The sequence below is a fragment of the Pseudomonas sp. MYb60 genome, from assembly GCF_002979555.1.
In the GTDB taxonomy this organism is placed as follows: Bacteria; Pseudomonadota; Gammaproteobacteria; order Pseudomonadales; family Pseudomonadaceae; genus Aquipseudomonas.
This window is the reverse complement of record NZ_PCOZ01000002.1, coordinates 132734-146093: the sequence shown is the minus strand read 5'-3', so window position 1 is coordinate 146093 and position 13360 is coordinate 132734. Positions and strand designations below refer to the sequence as shown.

Genomic DNA, 13360 nt, shown 5'->3' with positions numbered 1-13360 from the left:
GTTTCGTTTGTATTGACCGTATCAGTGGTTTAGGGAACTTGTCCTACGGTTCCCGGTCAATTTTCGCAGTGCTGAACTGCACGAGTTATGTAAGTCGGAGGTTTCGTATGACCACTTCTTTGCAACCTGCTTATGCTCTGGTCCCGGGTGCAAACCTGGAGGCGTATGTGCACACGGTCAACAGCATTCCATTGCTGACGCCCGAGCAGGAGCGTGAACTGGCCGAGAGTCTCTATTATGAGCAGGATTTGGGGGCGGCTCGGCAGATGGTGCTCGCCCACCTGCGTTTTGTCGTACACATTGCCCGTAGCTATAGCGGCTACGGCTTGGCGCAGGCTGACCTGATCCAGGAAGGCAACGTTGGCCTGATGAAGGCCGTTAAACGCTTCAACCCTGAGATGGGTGTGCGTTTGGTGTCGTTTGCCGTGCACTGGATCAAGGCGGAAATCCACGAGTTCATCCTGCGCAACTGGCGCATCGTGAAAGTGGCGACCACCAAGGCCCAGCGCAAACTGTTCTTCAACCTGCGCAGCCAGAAAAAACGCCTGGCGTGGCTGAACAACGAGGAAGTCCACCGCGTGGCCGAAAGCCTCGGCGTGGAGCCCCGTGAAGTGCGCGAGATGGAAAGCCGCCTGACCGGCCATGACATGGCCTTCGACCCGGCCGCCGAAGCGGACGACGACAGCGCCTTCCAATCGCCAGCCAATTACCTGGAAGACCACCGGTATGACCCGGCGCGTCAACTGGAGGATGCGGACTGGAGCGACAACTCCAACCACAACCTGCACGAAGCGCTGGAAGTGCTGGACGACCGCAGCCGTGACATTCTCTACCAGCGCTGGCTGGCGGAAGAAAAAGCCACGCTGCACGACCTGGCGCAGAAGTACAACGTGTCGGCCGAGCGGATTCGTCAGCTTGAGAAAAGCGCGATGAACAAGCTGAAGTTGTCGATCGCTGCCTGACCCAACCGGCAACACTGGGTCAAACATGTGGGAGGGGGCTTGCCCCCTCCCACATTTGTTTCTGCGTTGTTTCAGTCTGACCAGGGCGCTTTGCGGGTGTTGTTCAGTTCGACGAGATAGCCATCCCCACCGAGTTGACTCATCTGCTGGCGAATCCACGCCGCGCGCCGCGCCACATACGCGGTGGGATGACTGGCACTCCATACCCGAGGGTTAGGCAACACCGCCGCCAGGTAACTCGCCTGCTGCCGCGAAAGCCCCTTGGCACTCACCCCGAAGTGATGCCGCGCCGCCGCTTCTGCGCCAAACACGCCTTCGTCCCATTCCACGCTATTGAGGTACACCTCAAGAATCCGCTGCTTGGGCCACAACACCTCGATCAAACCGGTAAACCAGGCTTCCAGCCCTTTGCGCAAATAACTGCGGCCGGCCCACAGGAAGAGGTTTTTCGACACCTGCTGGCTTAACGTACTGGCACCGCGAATCGACCCACCGCGCTCGTTGTGCAGGATGGCTGCCTGGATCGCGCCGAAATCAAAGCCCCAGTGTTGCGGAAAGCGCTGGTCTTCACCGGCCATCACCGCCACCTTGAGGTCGTCGGAGATCTGGTCCCACGGCACCCAGCTGCGTTGCAGGTCGATGGGCTCGCCGTCGAACCAGGATTCGACCTTGCGTTCCACCATCAGCGCCGTGAACGGCGGCGGGACGACACGCAATAGCAGCACCAGCAGCACACTGCCGATGGCAAACCATTTCACGACGTTGAGAAAGCGTTTGAAGAGGAGACGCAGCATAGAGATGGCTTGGCCGAACCCGTTGAGCGGGCCATTATACAGACCCGGCCCCTTGAGTCTGACTGGAGTTCCTTATGTTGCGTGGCTTTCTGATGTTGGCGGCCTTTTTCGGCTTCACCGGCGTGGCCCTTGGCGCGTTCGCCGCCCATGGCCTGAAAAACCGCCTGAGCGCCGACTATCTGGCGATCTTCCACACCGGCGTCACTTATCAACTGGTGCACGCCCTGGCGCTGTTCGGCGTGGCGCTGCTGGCGGCCCATATTCCTGGCCGGTTGGTCAATTGGGCGGGTATTTCGTTTGCCGTCGGTATCCTGCTGTTCTCCGGCAGCCTGTATGTGTTGACGCTGACAGGTTTCAGCAAGCTCGGGATCATCACACCCTTCGGCGGGCTGGCGTTCCTGCTGGGTTGGTTTTTCCTCGGCCTGGCGGCATGGCGCCTGCAGGCTGCCTGACCAAGGGGCTTGGGCCGGCAACGTCAATCGGGCTAGAATGCGGGCCCCTAAAAACGATGGCGGCCCGTGGCATGCGCATTCAGTTGAACGGCGAATCCTTTGAACTGCCCGACGGTGAAACCGTTGCGGCCCTGCTGACCCGTCTGGACCTGACCGGGCGTCGCGTCGCAGTGGAACTCAACCTGGATATCGTCCCGCGTAGCCTGCATGCACAGACCGCGCTCACCGAAGGCGACCAGGTCGAAGTGGTCCACGCCATCGGCGGCGGCTAGTCGCGCAGCTTTCTGAATTCTGCAGAACCTCACCCCATTTCGAGGATTTCCCATGAGCATCGTTCGTAGCGACAAGCCCTTCGTCCTGGCCGGTCGTACCTACCAGTCCCGTCTGCTGGTCGGCACTGGCAAGTACCGCGACATGGAAGAAACCCGCCTGGCCATCGAAGCCTCGGGCGCCGAGATCGTCACCTTCGCCGTGCGCCGCACCAACCTGGGCCAGATCGAAGGCGAACCGAACCTGCTCGAAGTGTTGTCGCCGGACCGCTACACCTTCCTGCCGAACACCGCTGGTTGCTACGACGCCATCGAAGCCGTGCGCACCTGCCGCCTGGCCCGTGAGCTGCTCGACGGCCACAACCTGGTGAAGCTGGAAGTGCTGGCCGACCAGAAAACCCTGTTCCCCAACGTGATCGAAACCCTCAAGGCCGCCGAAACCCTGGTCAAGGAAGGCTTCGACGTGATGGTCTACACCAGCGATGACCCGATCATCGCCCGCCAGTTGGCGGAAATCGGCTGCATCGCGGTCATGCCGCTGGCCGGTCTGATCGGTTCCGGCCTGGGTATCTGCAATCCGTACAACCTGCAGATCATCCTCGAAGAAGCCAAGATTCCGGTGCTGGTGGATGCGGGCGTGGGCACGGCCTCCGACGCGACCATCGCGATGGAACTGGGCTGCGACGCGGTGCTGATGAACTCGGCCATTGCCCATGCCCAACAGCCGGTCATGATGGCCCAAGCCATGCAACATGCCATCGTCGCGGGCCGCCTCGCGTACCTCGCCGGTCGCATGCCGAAAAAACTCTATGCCAGCGCCTCTTCGCCGCTGGATGGTCTGATCAAGTAAGAGCTATTGATGACTGAATCAAACGAAACGCCGAACACCGTAGAAGAAGGCGACGAGTCCAAGCACCGCCGCATCAAGAGTTTTGTGATGCGCGCCGGTCGCATGACCGAAGGCCAGCAAAAAGGCCTGGAGCAAGGTACGCCGCTGTTCGTGCTGCCCCTGGCTGATGCGCCGGTGGACTACGACCAGGTGTTCGGCCGTTCGGCCCCGCGTTCCCTGGAAATTGGCTTCGGCATGGGCCACTCCCTGCTGGAGATGGCTGCCGCTGCGCCGGAGCAGGATTTCATCGGCGTGGAAGTGCACCGCCCAGGTGTGGGTGCGCTGCTCAACGGCGTGCTGACCCAAGGCCTGACCAACCTGCGCGTGTACGACTGCGACGCGATCGAAGTGCTCAACCGCTGCATCGCCGACAATAGCCTCGACCGCCTGATGCTGTTCTTCCCCGACCCGTGGCACAAAGCCCGTCACCACAAGCGCCGCATCGTCCAGGCCTCCTTCGCGGAACTGGTACGCAGCAAGCTGAAGGTGGGCGGTATCCTGCACATGGCCACCGACTGGGAACCGTATGCCGAGTACATGCTGGAAGTGATGAACGTCGCTCCTGGTTACCGCAACCTGGCCGAAGACGGCCAATGCGTACCACGCCCGGCAGAGCGCCCGATCACCAAGTTCGAACGTCGTGGCGAGCGACTCGGGCACGGGGTGTGGGATTTGAAATTCGAGAAAGTCGACTGACAGTACGCGGTCAAAAATGTGGGAGGGGGCTTGCCCCCTCCCACATTTGTTTTGTGGTGTAGTTGGGGTTAGCGGCGGTCTGCTACTACGCCAATCAGTACCAATACGACCACCAACACCGGCGCCAGGCTGTAGTTATTGAATTGGCTCAACCCGCGCACAATCCACGGCGTGGCGTAGATCAGCGCCGCGCCGCTGCCAATCATGCACACCAGCGCCATCAGCGGTACGCGCAACGCACCCGCGATGCTGCCCAGGCGCGCTTCCACCCAGCCCTTGATGTCGGCGCCAAACAGCACCAGCAGGCAGCCCACGAGTGCCAGTGAGATTTCCGACAGGTTGCTACGGCTCCAGCGGGATACGGTGGCGAGCAGGTCGAGTACCAAATCCATTCGATTTCCTTAGAGCGATCAGCTCAAAAACTTCTGCAACAGGTCATTGAGAAAGAGTTGCCCGCGGTCGGTCGCCGCCAGGCGTGACGGTTCGACCTGCATCAAGCCACTTTGTTCTGCGTCGCGGCGGCCTTCGTCCAGGCTGGCCAGGTCCAGCCCGGTGCGTTCGGCGTACAGCGTGGCGTCAACGCCATCGGTGAGGCGCAGGGCATTCATCAGGAACTCAAACGGCAGTTCTTCGTTGGTCAGCGCCTTCGCACCGGCCTGAAAGCTTTTGGCCGGGTTGAGGTAGTCCTTCGGTGCCCGTGTCTTCCAGGAGCGCACGATGCGCCCGTCCGGGTGGCTGAGCTTGCCGTGGGCGCCGGCACCGATGCCGATGAAGTCGCCGAAGCTCCAGTAGTTCAGGTTATGCCGCGCCGGGCGACCGGGCTGGGCGTAGGCCGACACTTCGTATTGCGCGTAACCGTGCTCGGCCAGCAGCGCTTGCCCGGCTTCCTGGATGTCCCACAAGGTGTCGTCCTCCGGCAGCGCCGGCGGCTGGTTCCAGAACACGGTGTTGGGTTCCAGGGTCAGTTGATACCACGACAAGTGCGTCGGCTTGAGTGCGATGGCCTGGCGCAGGTCGCTCAGAGCGTCGTCCAGGGACTGATCGGGCAAGCCGTGCATCAAGTCCAGGTTGAAGTTGTCGAACCCGGCCTGGCGTGCCATGCCGGCAGCACGCACGGCTTCGTCGCCATTGTGGATACGCCCCAGGGCTTCAAGCTTCTGCTGCTGGAAGCTCTGGATGCCGATGGACAGGCGGTTGATCCCCAGCTTGCGGTACGCCACGAACTTCTCTTGCTCGAACGTACCGGGGTTGGCTTCCAGGGTGATCTCGATATCACTGGCAAACGGGATGCGCGCTTCCACACCCTTGAGCAGGCGGCCCAGGGCAGCGGCGCTGAACAGGCTCGGCGTGCCGCCACCGAAGAAGATCGAACTCAGCTCGCGGCCATACACCGCATGCAGGTCCTGATCGAGGTCGGCCAGCAATGCGTCCACATACTCGTCTTCCGGCAGCACCTTGCTGGCGGTATGGGAGTTGAAGTCGCAGTAAGGGCATTTACGCACACACCACGGGATGTGGATGTACAGCGCCAGGGGCGGCAACACAGTCAGGGGCGCCCGCGGCGTTTGCGCGCCGCCGTGGATCAGCGGCTGCGCAGAGGTGTTCTGGGTCATTTCAGGCTCAGGCGTTGGCGCAGCAAATCCATTGCGCGGGCGCGGTGGCTGATCTGGTTCTTGTCGGCCGGGCTCAGTTCGGCGCTGGACACATTGCGCTCAGGCACCCAGAACAGCGGGTCATAGCCAAAGCCATGCTCACCGCTGGCCGCATGCAGGATGCGCCCGTGCCACAGGCCTTCGCAGAGGATTGGCAACGGGTCATCGGCATGCCTCACCAATGCCAGCACGCAGACGAACTGCGCGCCGCGCTCGGCGTCCGGCACGTCCTTGAGGGCCTCCAGCAACTTGGCGTTGTTGGCCGCGTCGCCTTTGCCGTCGGCATAACGCGCCGAATAGATGCCAGGGGCGCCGCCAAGGAAGTCCACCGCCAGGCCCGAGTCGTCCGCCAGCGCCGGCAGGCCGGAGATGCGTGCGGCATTGCGCGCCTTGAGGATGGCGTTCTCGACGAACGACAGGCCGGTCTCTTCCGGCTCGACCTGGCTGAACTCGCCAATCGAGCGCAGTTGCACGGAGTCGCCGAGCATGGCCTGGAGTTCTTTGAGTTTGCCGGCGTTATGGCTGGCCAATACGAGTTGGGTGAGGTTCATTATTCGGCCGGGAACAGTTCTTGGTTGAATTGGAAGCTATGGGCTTTGCCGCCGGTTTCAACGTTGATGGTAAACGTCTTGTATTCACGCTGCGTGACGGAGTAGGGCGCGAGGTAATTGATCCCGCCTTTCTCGTTGATCTGCTTGAAGGTCAGGATCTCGCTCTTGCCGCCCAGGTCCTTGATGGTGCCGGTCACTTGCGCGGCCACCGGAGTGACGCCCTTGATCACCGTCACGTTGATCAACCCCTTGTTCTTGCTGCGCACCACGCCGACGGCCTGGGCGGTTTCCGGTTGCAGGAAGCTGGACGTGAAGGTGTTGTAGTGAACGGTGATGTCGCCGAAGTCTTTCTTGCGATTAGCGTCGATAGTGTCCGCGGCCATGGCGCTTGCGCCCAGGCAGGCAGTCAGTAGAAAAATAGCCAAACGACTCATGAACGTCCCTCGTGAAGATGATTAGACGGCAATCTTGTGGTCGGTCAGGCCAGGACTGCTGACCCGGTAAATCCCGATTTCGCCCAACAGGTTGGGCCATAGTTTACTCGCCCAGCCGTGGCGGTGCTGCTGATCGACGGCGAGGCGGTTGATCACCTTGGCTTCACGCTCGCCACACAGCGCTTCGAAGTCTTCGAAGGTGCAGAAGTGGATGTTCGGCGTGTTGTACCAGGTGTACGGCAGGAAGTCCGACACCGGCATGCGACCCTTGGTCGCCAGGTACCAGCGGCAGCGCCAGTGCCCGAAGTTCGGGAAGGTAATGATGCACTGGCGGCCGACGCGCAGCATTTCGTCGAGAATCCGGTCCGGGTAGTGCACCGCTTGCAGGGCCTGGGTCATCACCACGATGTCGAAGCTGTTGCTGGCAAAGTTGCCCAAGCCCTTGTCCAGGTCCTGTTCGATCACGTTGATGCCCTTGGCCACGCACTGGGCGATGTTGTCCGGGTCGTTTTCCAGGCCATAGCCGGTGACTTGCTTGTTGTCCCGCAGCCAGCTCAGCAGTTCGCCATCGCCGCAGCCCAGGTCGAGCACGCGGCTGCCGGCGGGGATCCATTCTTGGATGATGTCCAGGTCGGCTCTCATGGCGTTCTCACAAAGTAATTCGGTTCATGTAGTTGCTGAACGCTTGCAGGTAGCGCGGGATCGGGATCAGGAAGGCATCGTGGCCCTGCGGAGCGTCGATCTCCAGGTAGCAGACGTCTTTGCGTGCAGCCATCAGCGCATCCACCAGTTCGCGCGAACGCGCCGGCGAGAAGCGCCAGTCGGTGGTGAAGGACATCACGCAGAACTTGGCCGTGGCGCCTTCGAAAGTCTTGGCCAGGTCGTCGTTGTGGTTGGCGGCCGGGTCGAAGTAGTCCAGGGCCTTGGTCATCAGCAGGTAGGTATTGGCATCGAAACGCCCGGAGAACTCCTCACCCTGATAGCGCAAGTAGCTTTCCACCTGGAACTCGACGCTGTGGAAATCGTAGTTGAGCTTTTCGCTCTTGAGCCCACGGCCGAATTTCTCGCCCATGGAGTCATCGGACAGGTAGGTGATATGCCCCACCATCCGCGCCAGCATCAGGCCGCGCTTGGGGATCACCCCGGCTTCCTGGAACGAACCGCCGTGGAACTCGGGATCGGTGAGGATCGCCTGGCGCGCCACTTCGTTGAAGGCGATGTTCTGCGCCGACAGCTTCGGCGCCGAGGCGATGGCCAGGCAATGACGCACGCGGTCCGGGTAGGTGATGGTCCATTGCAGCGCTTGCATGCCGCCCAGGCTGCCACCGATCACGGCAGCCCATTGGTTGATGCCCAGCAGATCGGCGAGACGCGCCTGGCTGTGCACCCAGTCTTCCACGGTGAGCACCGGGAAGTCGGCGCCGAACGGCTTGCCGGTTTCCGGGTTGAGGCTGCTGGGACCGGTGGAACCGTTGCAACCGCCAAGGTTGTTGAGGCTGACCACAAAGAACCTGTTGGTGTCGATGGGCTTGCCGGGGCCGATGCAGCTGTCCCACCAACCGGGCTTGCGGTCGTCGGCCGAGTGGAAACCGGCGGCGTGATGATGGCCGGAGAGGGCGTGACAGATCAGCACGGCGTTGCTCGCCGTGGCGTTCAGTTGGCCGTAGGTTTCGTAAATCAGGTCATAGGCAGGCAGCGAACGGCCGCAGGCCAGGGCCAGCGGTTCGCTGAAGTGCGCCACGTGGGGCACGACCAGTCCAACAGAATCGGGGGGAAAGGCAGCTGGCATCGACCCTGCTCTCGTTTAAATGAGGCGTAAGTCTAAAGAGCGGGGCCGCTAGCGGCAAGCAAAGGCCTGCTTCAGTGAGCAGATACAAAATGTGGGAGGAGGCTTGCCCCCCCTCCCACATTTTTACCGCGGTGAATCAGATCAGGCCAAACAGTTCTTTTGGCATGAACGCATAGAACGCCAGTCGCGGAATCACCCAGCTCTGCACCAACTGGATCGCTATGAACGCGAAGATCGGCGAAATATCCAGGCCGCCCAGATTGGGGATCAGGCGACGGAACGGTGCCAGCACCGGCTCGGTAATCTGGTAGACCAGTTCGGCGCCAGGGCTGCGGCTGCCGGGGGCGACCCAGGACAGGATCACGCTGATGATCATCGACCAGAAAATGATCTTCAGGAACAGCGAGAAGATCCCGATCAGCGCCCATGGCAACAGCAGCACGGTGAAGGCCTGGTAGCCGTTGAGCATCAGGATCACCACGAACAACAGGATCTGCAGCAGCAGCGCCAGTACCAGCGACGACATGTCCAGGCCAAACAGGCTCGGGATCACGCGGCGCAGTGGCTTGAGCAGTGGCTGGGTGGCCTTGACCACGAACTGGCACAGCGGGTTGTAGAAGTTCGCCCGCACCAATTGCAGGATAAAGCGCATCAGCACGATCAGCAGGTACAGGCTGCCCAGGGTCTGGATGATGAATACGGCAGCGTCATTGATTCCAAGCATGTTTGATTCCTTGTAGGGACGACTATTTGCCCAACTGCTCAGCCATTTCGGCCGAACGATGCGCCGCGGCACTCAGTGCGGTTTCCACCAGGGCTTCAAAGCCCCCGGCCTGGAACGATTCGATGGCGGCCTGGGTGGTGCCGCCCGGGGAGGTTACGCGACGGCGCAGCTCGGCCGCATCCACCTCACTGGACACCGCCATGTGCGCGGCGCCCAGGGCGGTTTGCTCGGCCAGTTGCTCGGCGACGTCCTTGGACAGGCCCAGCTTTACGCCGGCGGCGGTCATGGCCTCGATCAGCAGGAAGAAATATGCCGGGCCGCTGCCCGACACCGCGGTGACCGCGTCCAGTTGCTGTTCCTGTTCCAGCCACAGGGCGATACCCACGGCGGACAGCAGCTCCTGAGCCTGATCACGTTGTGCGGCGCTGACCTGCTCAGTCGCGAACAGGCCGCTCACACCCTTGCGCAGCAGCGACGGGGTGTTGGGCATGCAGCGCACGATTGGCTGGGCGCCGAGCCAGTTGTTCATGCTGGCACAGGTAATGCCGGCGGCGATGGACACCACCAACTGGTGCGGCTGCAGGCTCGGGCGCAGGCTTTCGCACACGGCCTTCATGGCCTGGGGCTTCACCGCCAGCACGATCACATCGACGCCCTGGATGGCCTCGGCGTTGTCGGCAAAGGTTTCAATGCCGTGCTCGGCGCTGACGCGGGCACGGGTCTCGGCGCCCGGGTCGCTGGCGCGGATCTGCGCGGCGTCCAGGCCCTTGGCCCGCAGGCCGCCGATCAGGCTGGCCGCCATGTTACCGGCGCCGATAAAGGCAATACGCGTGTTGCTCATGACAGGTCCTTATTCAGTGAAAAGTCAGCCATTTGCTGGCTGGCCGTAATCGCGGGCGCCAAACAGCGCGGTACCGATCCGCACCCACGTGGCGCCTTGGGCAATGGCCGACTCAAGGTCATGGCTCATGCCCATGGAAAGTGTGTCCAGCGGCAGGTTCAAACCGGCTTGCAACACGCGCACCGTGGCGAACGCTGCATCTTGCTCGGCGCGATCGTCCGTTGGCTCGGGGATTGCCATCAGGCCACGCAGCGTCAGGCGCGGCAGGGCGCTGATGGCATCGGCCAAGGCCGGCAGGTCGGCGGGTGAGCAGCCGGACTTGCTGGCTTCGCCACTGACGTTGACCTGGATGCAGATGTTCAGCGGTGGCAGGTCGGCCGGGCGTTGCTCGGACAGGCGTTGTGCAATTTTGAGGCGATCCACGGAATGCACCCAGTCGAAGTTCTCGGCGATAGCGCGCGTCTTGTTCGATTGAATGGGGCCGATAAAGTGCCAACTCAAGGGCAGGTCGGTTAATTCGGCCTGTTTGCCCAAGGCTTCCTGCAGGTAGTTTTCGCCAAAGTCACGGGCCCCTGCGGCGAAGGCTTCTCGCACGGCCTGTGCAGGCTTGGTCTTGCTCACGGCCAGCAGGTGGATGCTGCTGGCGTCACGTTGCACGGCGTCGGCTGCGGCGCGGATGCGCTGGCTAACCAGGTCGATGTTGTCTGCTATCGTCGACATTCAAGATGCGCCCGTGGATATGGAGTCCGCGGCATTCTACTGGAAATGGAAAGCCCTATGGATATCACTGAACTGCTGACGGCCAGCGTGCGCCGTGGCGCCTCCGACCTGCATTTATCTGCCGGTCTGGCGCCGATGCTGCGGGTCGATGGCGAGGTCTGGCCGCTGGATTGGCCGGTGCTTTCAGCACCGCAAGTGGCGGACTTGTTGAGCCCTTTGCTCAATCAGCACCAGCAAAAGGATTTCGAAACATCTCTTGATACAGACTTTGCCTTCGAACTGCCGGGTGTGGGGCGGTTCCGCGCGAATGTCTTCCGTCAGGACCGCGGCATGGGGGCGGTGTTCCGCACGATCCCCTCCGAGGTCCAAAGCCTCGAAAACCTGGGACTGGGCGAGGTGTTCCAGCGTATCGCGCAACTGCCCCGCGGCCTGGTGCTGGTCACCGGGCCGACCGGTTCGGGCAAGTCCACCACGCTCGCGGCGATGATCGACCATCTCAACCAACACCGGCGCCAGCACATCCTCACCCTGGAAGACCCCATCGAATTTATCCACAGGCCGAAAACCGCACTGGTCAACCAGCGCCAGGTGTACCGCGACACCCATAGTTTTGCCACCGCCCTGCGCTCGGCGCTGCGGGAAGACCCGGATGTGATCCTGGTGGGCGAGTTACGTGACCTGGATACCATCCGCCTGGCGCTGACGGCGGCAGAAACCGGTCATCTGGTGTTCGGTACGCTGCACACTTCATCGGCAGCCAAAACCGTGGACCGGTTGGTGGATGTGTTTGCGGCGGGGGAAAAAGCGATGGTCCGCTCAATGTTGTCGGAGTCGTTGCAGGCGGTGGTATCGCAGGTACTGGTGAAGAAGATCGGCGGCGGAAGGGTGGCGGCCCATGAAATCATGCTGGGCACGCCGGCCATTCGGAATCTGATTCGCGAGGACAAGGTGGCGCAGATGGTCACGGCGATCCAGACCGGCGGGGCGCTGGGGATGAAGACGTTGGATATGAGTTTGAAGGGCTTGGTCGGGGCGGGGGTGGTCAGTCGGGAGGACGCCCTGGAGAAGGCGAGGGTGCCGGGTGATCTATAACGCTCAAGAACCCTGCAATTAAATGTGGGAGGGGGCTTGCCTCCTCCCATATTTTTACCGCATTACAGCTTGGAATCAGCGCTGGACTACTCGCAGGTTATTCTGCTCTTTAGGCAGTACCCGCTTGGCAATCACGTAGTTCTTGTCCCAGAACGGCTTCTTCAGCGTGTCGATGCTCACCGACTTGCCACGGCGCGGTGCGTGGATGAAGCGGTCGTTGCCCAGGTAGATAGCAACGTGATTCACCTGGCGGCTCTTCAGTTTGAAGAACAACAGGTCGCCCGGCTTCAGATCCTTGCGATCAACCTTCTGCCCGTGGCCGGCAGCCATGGCGTTGGAGGTGCGTGGCAGGTCTACTGCTGCAACATCATTAAACGCATATTTTACCAAGCCGCTGCAATCGAACCCTTTACTTGGGCTGCTGCCGCCCCAACGATAAGGAGTACCGAGCACGTTGACGGCGCGGCTGAGGACGTTGCTGCTTTGCTTGGTGTTGACGCCGACCAGGCTGGAAACTGCTTTGCCGTTGTGGGCCTTGCTCAGTTGAGTCGGGCGGTTGACGGTCAGCTTCACCGCTTTGGCGGTGCCTGGGGTGCTGTGAACCTTGGGGGTGAAACCGTTGACGTTTGGAAGTCGTTGCTCACGATTGGTGGCGTGGGCGGCCAGTGGCATTAATAGGCAAATGGTTAGCCATGTCTTGAAAAATGGTCGCATTAGGCGTGGCTCTTGTGGGTTGCGCGCAACTTTATAACAGCTTTTTGTGTCGTTCTCAGGCCGTTTGTCGACTGAACCTTGACGTCAAAATCAGGAAAAACGCGACGAATCGCCGGAATTGTCCTACACAAGTCAGGTGGCATAAGGCTTTCAGGGCAGGGAAGATACCATTTGCCGTACGTCGGGCGCCCGTAAAAAAGTCACAAAGAAAGTGAAAAAATTTATCTATCGAGGCAAAAGAGGTACGCGATGAACACCTATCAGCAGATTGGTCCGCAGCAAGACACTCACAGCAAGGTGATCGGTTACCTGCTCTGGATTTTCGGTTTTACCGGGGCGCATCGCTTCTATTACGGCAAGCCCGTCACCGGCACGATCTGGTTCTTCACGCTGGGTTTGCTGGGTATTGGCTGGTTGATCGACTTTTTCCTGATCCCGGCCATGGACCGTGAAGCCGACCTGCGTTTTACCGCCGGGCCCATTGAATACAACGTGGCCTGGGTCTTGTTGGCATTTCTCGGTGTGTTTGGCGTGCACCGCATGTACCAAGGCAAATGGATCACCGGCCTGATCTACCTGCTGACCGGCGGTTTGTTCCTGGTGGGGGTGCTGTATGACTTCTGGACGTTGAATACGCAGATTTCGATCCGCAATGCCGAGCGCAATAACGGGCGGTAAATAACCTGTAGGAGCGAGCTTGCTCGCGAAGAACGTTAACGATAACGCAGCGCTATCAGGTAGCCCGCGTTGCCTATCCGTTCTTCGCGAGCAAGCTCGCTCC

18 protein-coding genes are annotated in these 13360 nt (G+C 61.1%); 7 read left to right on the top strand and 11 right to left on the bottom strand.

Annotated features, from left to right (window positions below; genetic code table 11):
- The first annotated feature begins 107 nt into the window (after positions 1 to 107).
- Positions 108 to 962: an RNA polymerase sigma factor RpoH gene (rpoH, locus tag CQ041_RS03410; RefSeq protein ID WP_003176698.1), complete on the top strand. Its 855-nt coding sequence runs from the start codon at positions 108 to 110 to the stop codon at positions 960 to 962.
- A 71-nt stretch (positions 963 to 1033) separates the two neighbouring features.
- On the opposite strand, the gene mtgA is transcribed toward rpoH, so the two are convergent.
- Entirely contained in the window at positions 1034 to 1756 is a 723-nt protein-coding gene (mtgA, locus tag CQ041_RS03405) for a monofunctional biosynthetic peptidoglycan transglycosylase (protein WP_105521102.1), read from the bottom strand.
- 74 nt (positions 1757 to 1830) lie between these two features.
- On the opposite strand from mtgA, the gene CQ041_RS03400 reads away from it, so the two are divergent.
- The 4 genes from CQ041_RS03400 to trmB all read left to right on the top strand — a co-directional run bounded on the left by CQ041_RS03400 (position 1831) and on the right by trmB (position 4062).
- Entirely contained in the window at positions 1831 to 2208 is a 378-nt protein-coding gene (locus CQ041_RS03400; protein WP_105521101.1) for a DUF423 domain-containing protein, read from the top strand.
- 71 nt (positions 2209 to 2279) lie between these two features.
- Positions 2280 to 2480, top strand: a complete 201-nt coding sequence (gene thiS / locus CQ041_RS03395) for a sulfur carrier protein ThiS (RefSeq protein WP_163001955.1) — start codon at positions 2280 to 2282, stop codon at positions 2478 to 2480.
- A gap of 52 nt (positions 2481 to 2532) precedes the next feature.
- Positions 2533 to 3327 (top strand): thiazole synthase, encoded by a 795-nt coding sequence (locus tag CQ041_RS03390; protein ID WP_105521099.1) that lies wholly within the window; start codon positions 2533 to 2535, stop codon positions 3325 to 3327.
- 9 nt (positions 3328 to 3336) lie between these two features.
- Positions 3337 to 4062: a tRNA (guanosine(46)-N7)-methyltransferase TrmB gene (gene trmB / locus CQ041_RS03385; protein WP_105521098.1), complete on the top strand. Its 726-nt coding sequence runs from the start codon at positions 3337 to 3339 to the stop codon at positions 4060 to 4062.
- A gap of 68 nt (positions 4063 to 4130) precedes the next feature.
- Here the strand turns inward: trmB and CQ041_RS03380 are convergent, their stop codons facing one another.
- From CQ041_RS03380 to CQ041_RS03340, 9 genes are all read right to left on the bottom strand, one after another.
- Positions 4131 to 4454: a DUF3392 domain-containing protein gene (locus CQ041_RS03380; RefSeq protein WP_016972961.1), complete on the bottom strand. Its 324-nt coding sequence runs from the start codon at positions 4452 to 4454 to the stop codon at positions 4131 to 4133.
- An 18-nt stretch (positions 4455 to 4472) separates the two neighbouring features.
- On the bottom strand, positions 4473 to 5675 hold the full coding sequence (gene hemW / locus CQ041_RS03375; protein WP_105521097.1) for a radical SAM family heme chaperone HemW: 1203 nt from the start codon (positions 5673 to 5675) through the stop codon (positions 4473 to 4475).
- Positions 5672 to 6268: an RdgB/HAM1 family non-canonical purine NTP pyrophosphatase gene (gene rdgB, locus CQ041_RS03370; protein WP_105521096.1), complete on the bottom strand. Its 597-nt coding sequence runs from the start codon at positions 6266 to 6268 to the stop codon at positions 5672 to 5674. The genes hemW and rdgB overlap by 4 nt, the downstream gene beginning before the upstream one ends.
- Positions 6265 to 6699 (bottom strand): DUF4426 domain-containing protein, encoded by a 435-nt coding sequence (locus CQ041_RS03365; RefSeq protein ID WP_105521095.1) that lies wholly within the window; start codon positions 6697 to 6699, stop codon positions 6265 to 6267. The genes rdgB and CQ041_RS03365 overlap by 4 nt, the downstream gene beginning before the upstream one ends.
- Before the next feature lie 21 nt (positions 6700 to 6720).
- Positions 6721 to 7341 (bottom strand): methionine biosynthesis protein MetW, encoded by a 621-nt coding sequence (gene metW, locus CQ041_RS03360; protein ID WP_105521094.1) that lies wholly within the window; start codon positions 7339 to 7341, stop codon positions 6721 to 6723.
- 7 nt (positions 7342 to 7348) lie between these two features.
- Positions 7349 to 8488 carry a homoserine O-acetyltransferase gene (locus CQ041_RS03355; RefSeq protein ID WP_105521093.1) on the bottom strand — a complete coding sequence of 380 codons (1140 nt, stop codon included), beginning with the start codon at positions 8486 to 8488 and terminating at the stop codon, positions 7349 to 7351.
- 136 nt (positions 8489 to 8624) lie between these two features.
- The gene (locus CQ041_RS03350) at positions 8625 to 9212 is read right to left on the bottom strand and encodes a YggT family protein (RefSeq protein ID WP_105521092.1); all 588 of its coding nucleotides are present in this window, start codon (positions 9210 to 9212) and stop codon (positions 8625 to 8627) included.
- A gap of 22 nt (positions 9213 to 9234) precedes the next feature.
- The gene (gene proC / locus CQ041_RS03345) at positions 9235 to 10053 is read right to left on the bottom strand and encodes a pyrroline-5-carboxylate reductase (RefSeq protein ID WP_105521091.1); all 819 of its coding nucleotides are present in this window, start codon (positions 10051 to 10053) and stop codon (positions 9235 to 9237) included.
- A 24-nt stretch (positions 10054 to 10077) separates the two neighbouring features.
- Positions 10078 to 10773, bottom strand: a complete 696-nt coding sequence (locus CQ041_RS03340; protein WP_105521090.1) for a YggS family pyridoxal phosphate-dependent enzyme — start codon at positions 10771 to 10773, stop codon at positions 10078 to 10080.
- A 57-nt stretch (positions 10774 to 10830) separates the two neighbouring features.
- Between CQ041_RS03340 and CQ041_RS03335 the strand changes: the two genes are divergently transcribed.
- A complete protein-coding gene (locus tag CQ041_RS03335; protein WP_105521089.1) occupies positions 10831 to 11865 on the top strand; it encodes a type IV pilus twitching motility protein PilT in 1035 nt (344 codons plus the stop codon).
- A 75-nt stretch (positions 11866 to 11940) separates the two neighbouring features.
- Here the strand turns inward: CQ041_RS03335 and CQ041_RS03330 are convergent, their stop codons facing one another.
- Positions 11941 to 12579: a C40 family peptidase gene (locus CQ041_RS03330; protein WP_105521088.1), complete on the bottom strand. Its 639-nt coding sequence runs from the start codon at positions 12577 to 12579 to the stop codon at positions 11941 to 11943.
- Between the two features lie 249 nt (positions 12580 to 12828).
- Between CQ041_RS03330 and CQ041_RS03325 the strand changes: the two genes are divergently transcribed.
- A complete protein-coding gene (locus CQ041_RS03325; RefSeq protein ID WP_105521087.1) occupies positions 12829 to 13257 on the top strand; it encodes a TM2 domain-containing protein in 429 nt (142 codons plus the stop codon).
- Positions 13258 to 13360: the final 103 nt, after the last annotated feature.

What these genes read in the sequence shown, in the direction of transcription:
- thiS (WP_163001955.1), top strand. Translation starts at nt 2,280, where the DNA reads ATGCGCATTCAGTTGAACGGCGAATCCTTTGAACTGCCCGACGGTGAA.
- CQ041_RS03380 (WP_016972961.1), bottom strand. Translation starts at nt 4,454, where the DNA reads ATGGATTTGGTACTCGACCTGCTCGCCACCGTATCCCGCTGGAGCCGT.
- proC (WP_105521091.1), bottom strand. Translation starts at nt 10,053, where the DNA reads ATGAGCAACACGCGTATTGCCTTTATCGGCGCCGGTAACATGGCGGCC.
- CQ041_RS03330 (WP_105521088.1), bottom strand. Translation starts at nt 12,579, where the DNA reads ATGCGACCATTTTTCAAGACATGGCTAACCATTTGCCTATTAATGCCA.
- hemW (WP_105521097.1), bottom strand. Translation starts at nt 5,675, where the DNA reads ATGACCCAGAACACCTCTGCGCAGCCGCTGATCCACGGCGGCGCGCAA.
- CQ041_RS03355 (WP_105521093.1), bottom strand. Translation starts at nt 8,488, where the DNA reads ATGCCAGCTGCCTTTCCCCCCGATTCTGTTGGACTGGTCGTGCCCCAC.
- CQ041_RS03325 (WP_105521087.1), top strand. Translation starts at nt 12,829, where the DNA reads ATGAACACCTATCAGCAGATTGGTCCGCAGCAAGACACTCACAGCAAG.
- CQ041_RS03365 (WP_105521095.1), bottom strand. Translation starts at nt 6,699, where the DNA reads ATGAGTCGTTTGGCTATTTTTCTACTGACTGCCTGCCTGGGCGCAAGC.
- CQ041_RS03335 (WP_105521089.1), top strand. Translation starts at nt 10,831, where the DNA reads ATGGATATCACTGAACTGCTGACGGCCAGCGTGCGCCGTGGCGCCTCC.
- CQ041_RS03350 (WP_105521092.1), bottom strand. Translation starts at nt 9,212, where the DNA reads ATGCTTGGAATCAATGACGCTGCCGTATTCATCATCCAGACCCTGGGC.
- CQ041_RS03340 (WP_105521090.1), bottom strand. Translation starts at nt 10,773, where the DNA reads ATGTCGACGATAGCAGACAACATCGACCTGGTTAGCCAGCGCATCCGC.
- metW (WP_105521094.1), bottom strand. Translation starts at nt 7,341, where the DNA reads ATGAGAGCCGACCTGGACATCATCCAAGAATGGATCCCCGCCGGCAGC.
- CQ041_RS03400 (WP_105521101.1), top strand. Translation starts at nt 1,831, where the DNA reads ATGTTGCGTGGCTTTCTGATGTTGGCGGCCTTTTTCGGCTTCACCGGC.
- rpoH (WP_003176698.1), top strand. Translation starts at nt 108, where the DNA reads ATGACCACTTCTTTGCAACCTGCTTATGCTCTGGTCCCGGGTGCAAAC.
- trmB (WP_105521098.1), top strand. Translation starts at nt 3,337, where the DNA reads ATGACTGAATCAAACGAAACGCCGAACACCGTAGAAGAAGGCGACGAG.
- mtgA (WP_105521102.1), bottom strand. Translation starts at nt 1,756, where the DNA reads ATGCTGCGTCTCCTCTTCAAACGCTTTCTCAACGTCGTGAAATGGTTT.
- CQ041_RS03390 (WP_105521099.1), top strand. Translation starts at nt 2,533, where the DNA reads ATGAGCATCGTTCGTAGCGACAAGCCCTTCGTCCTGGCCGGTCGTACC.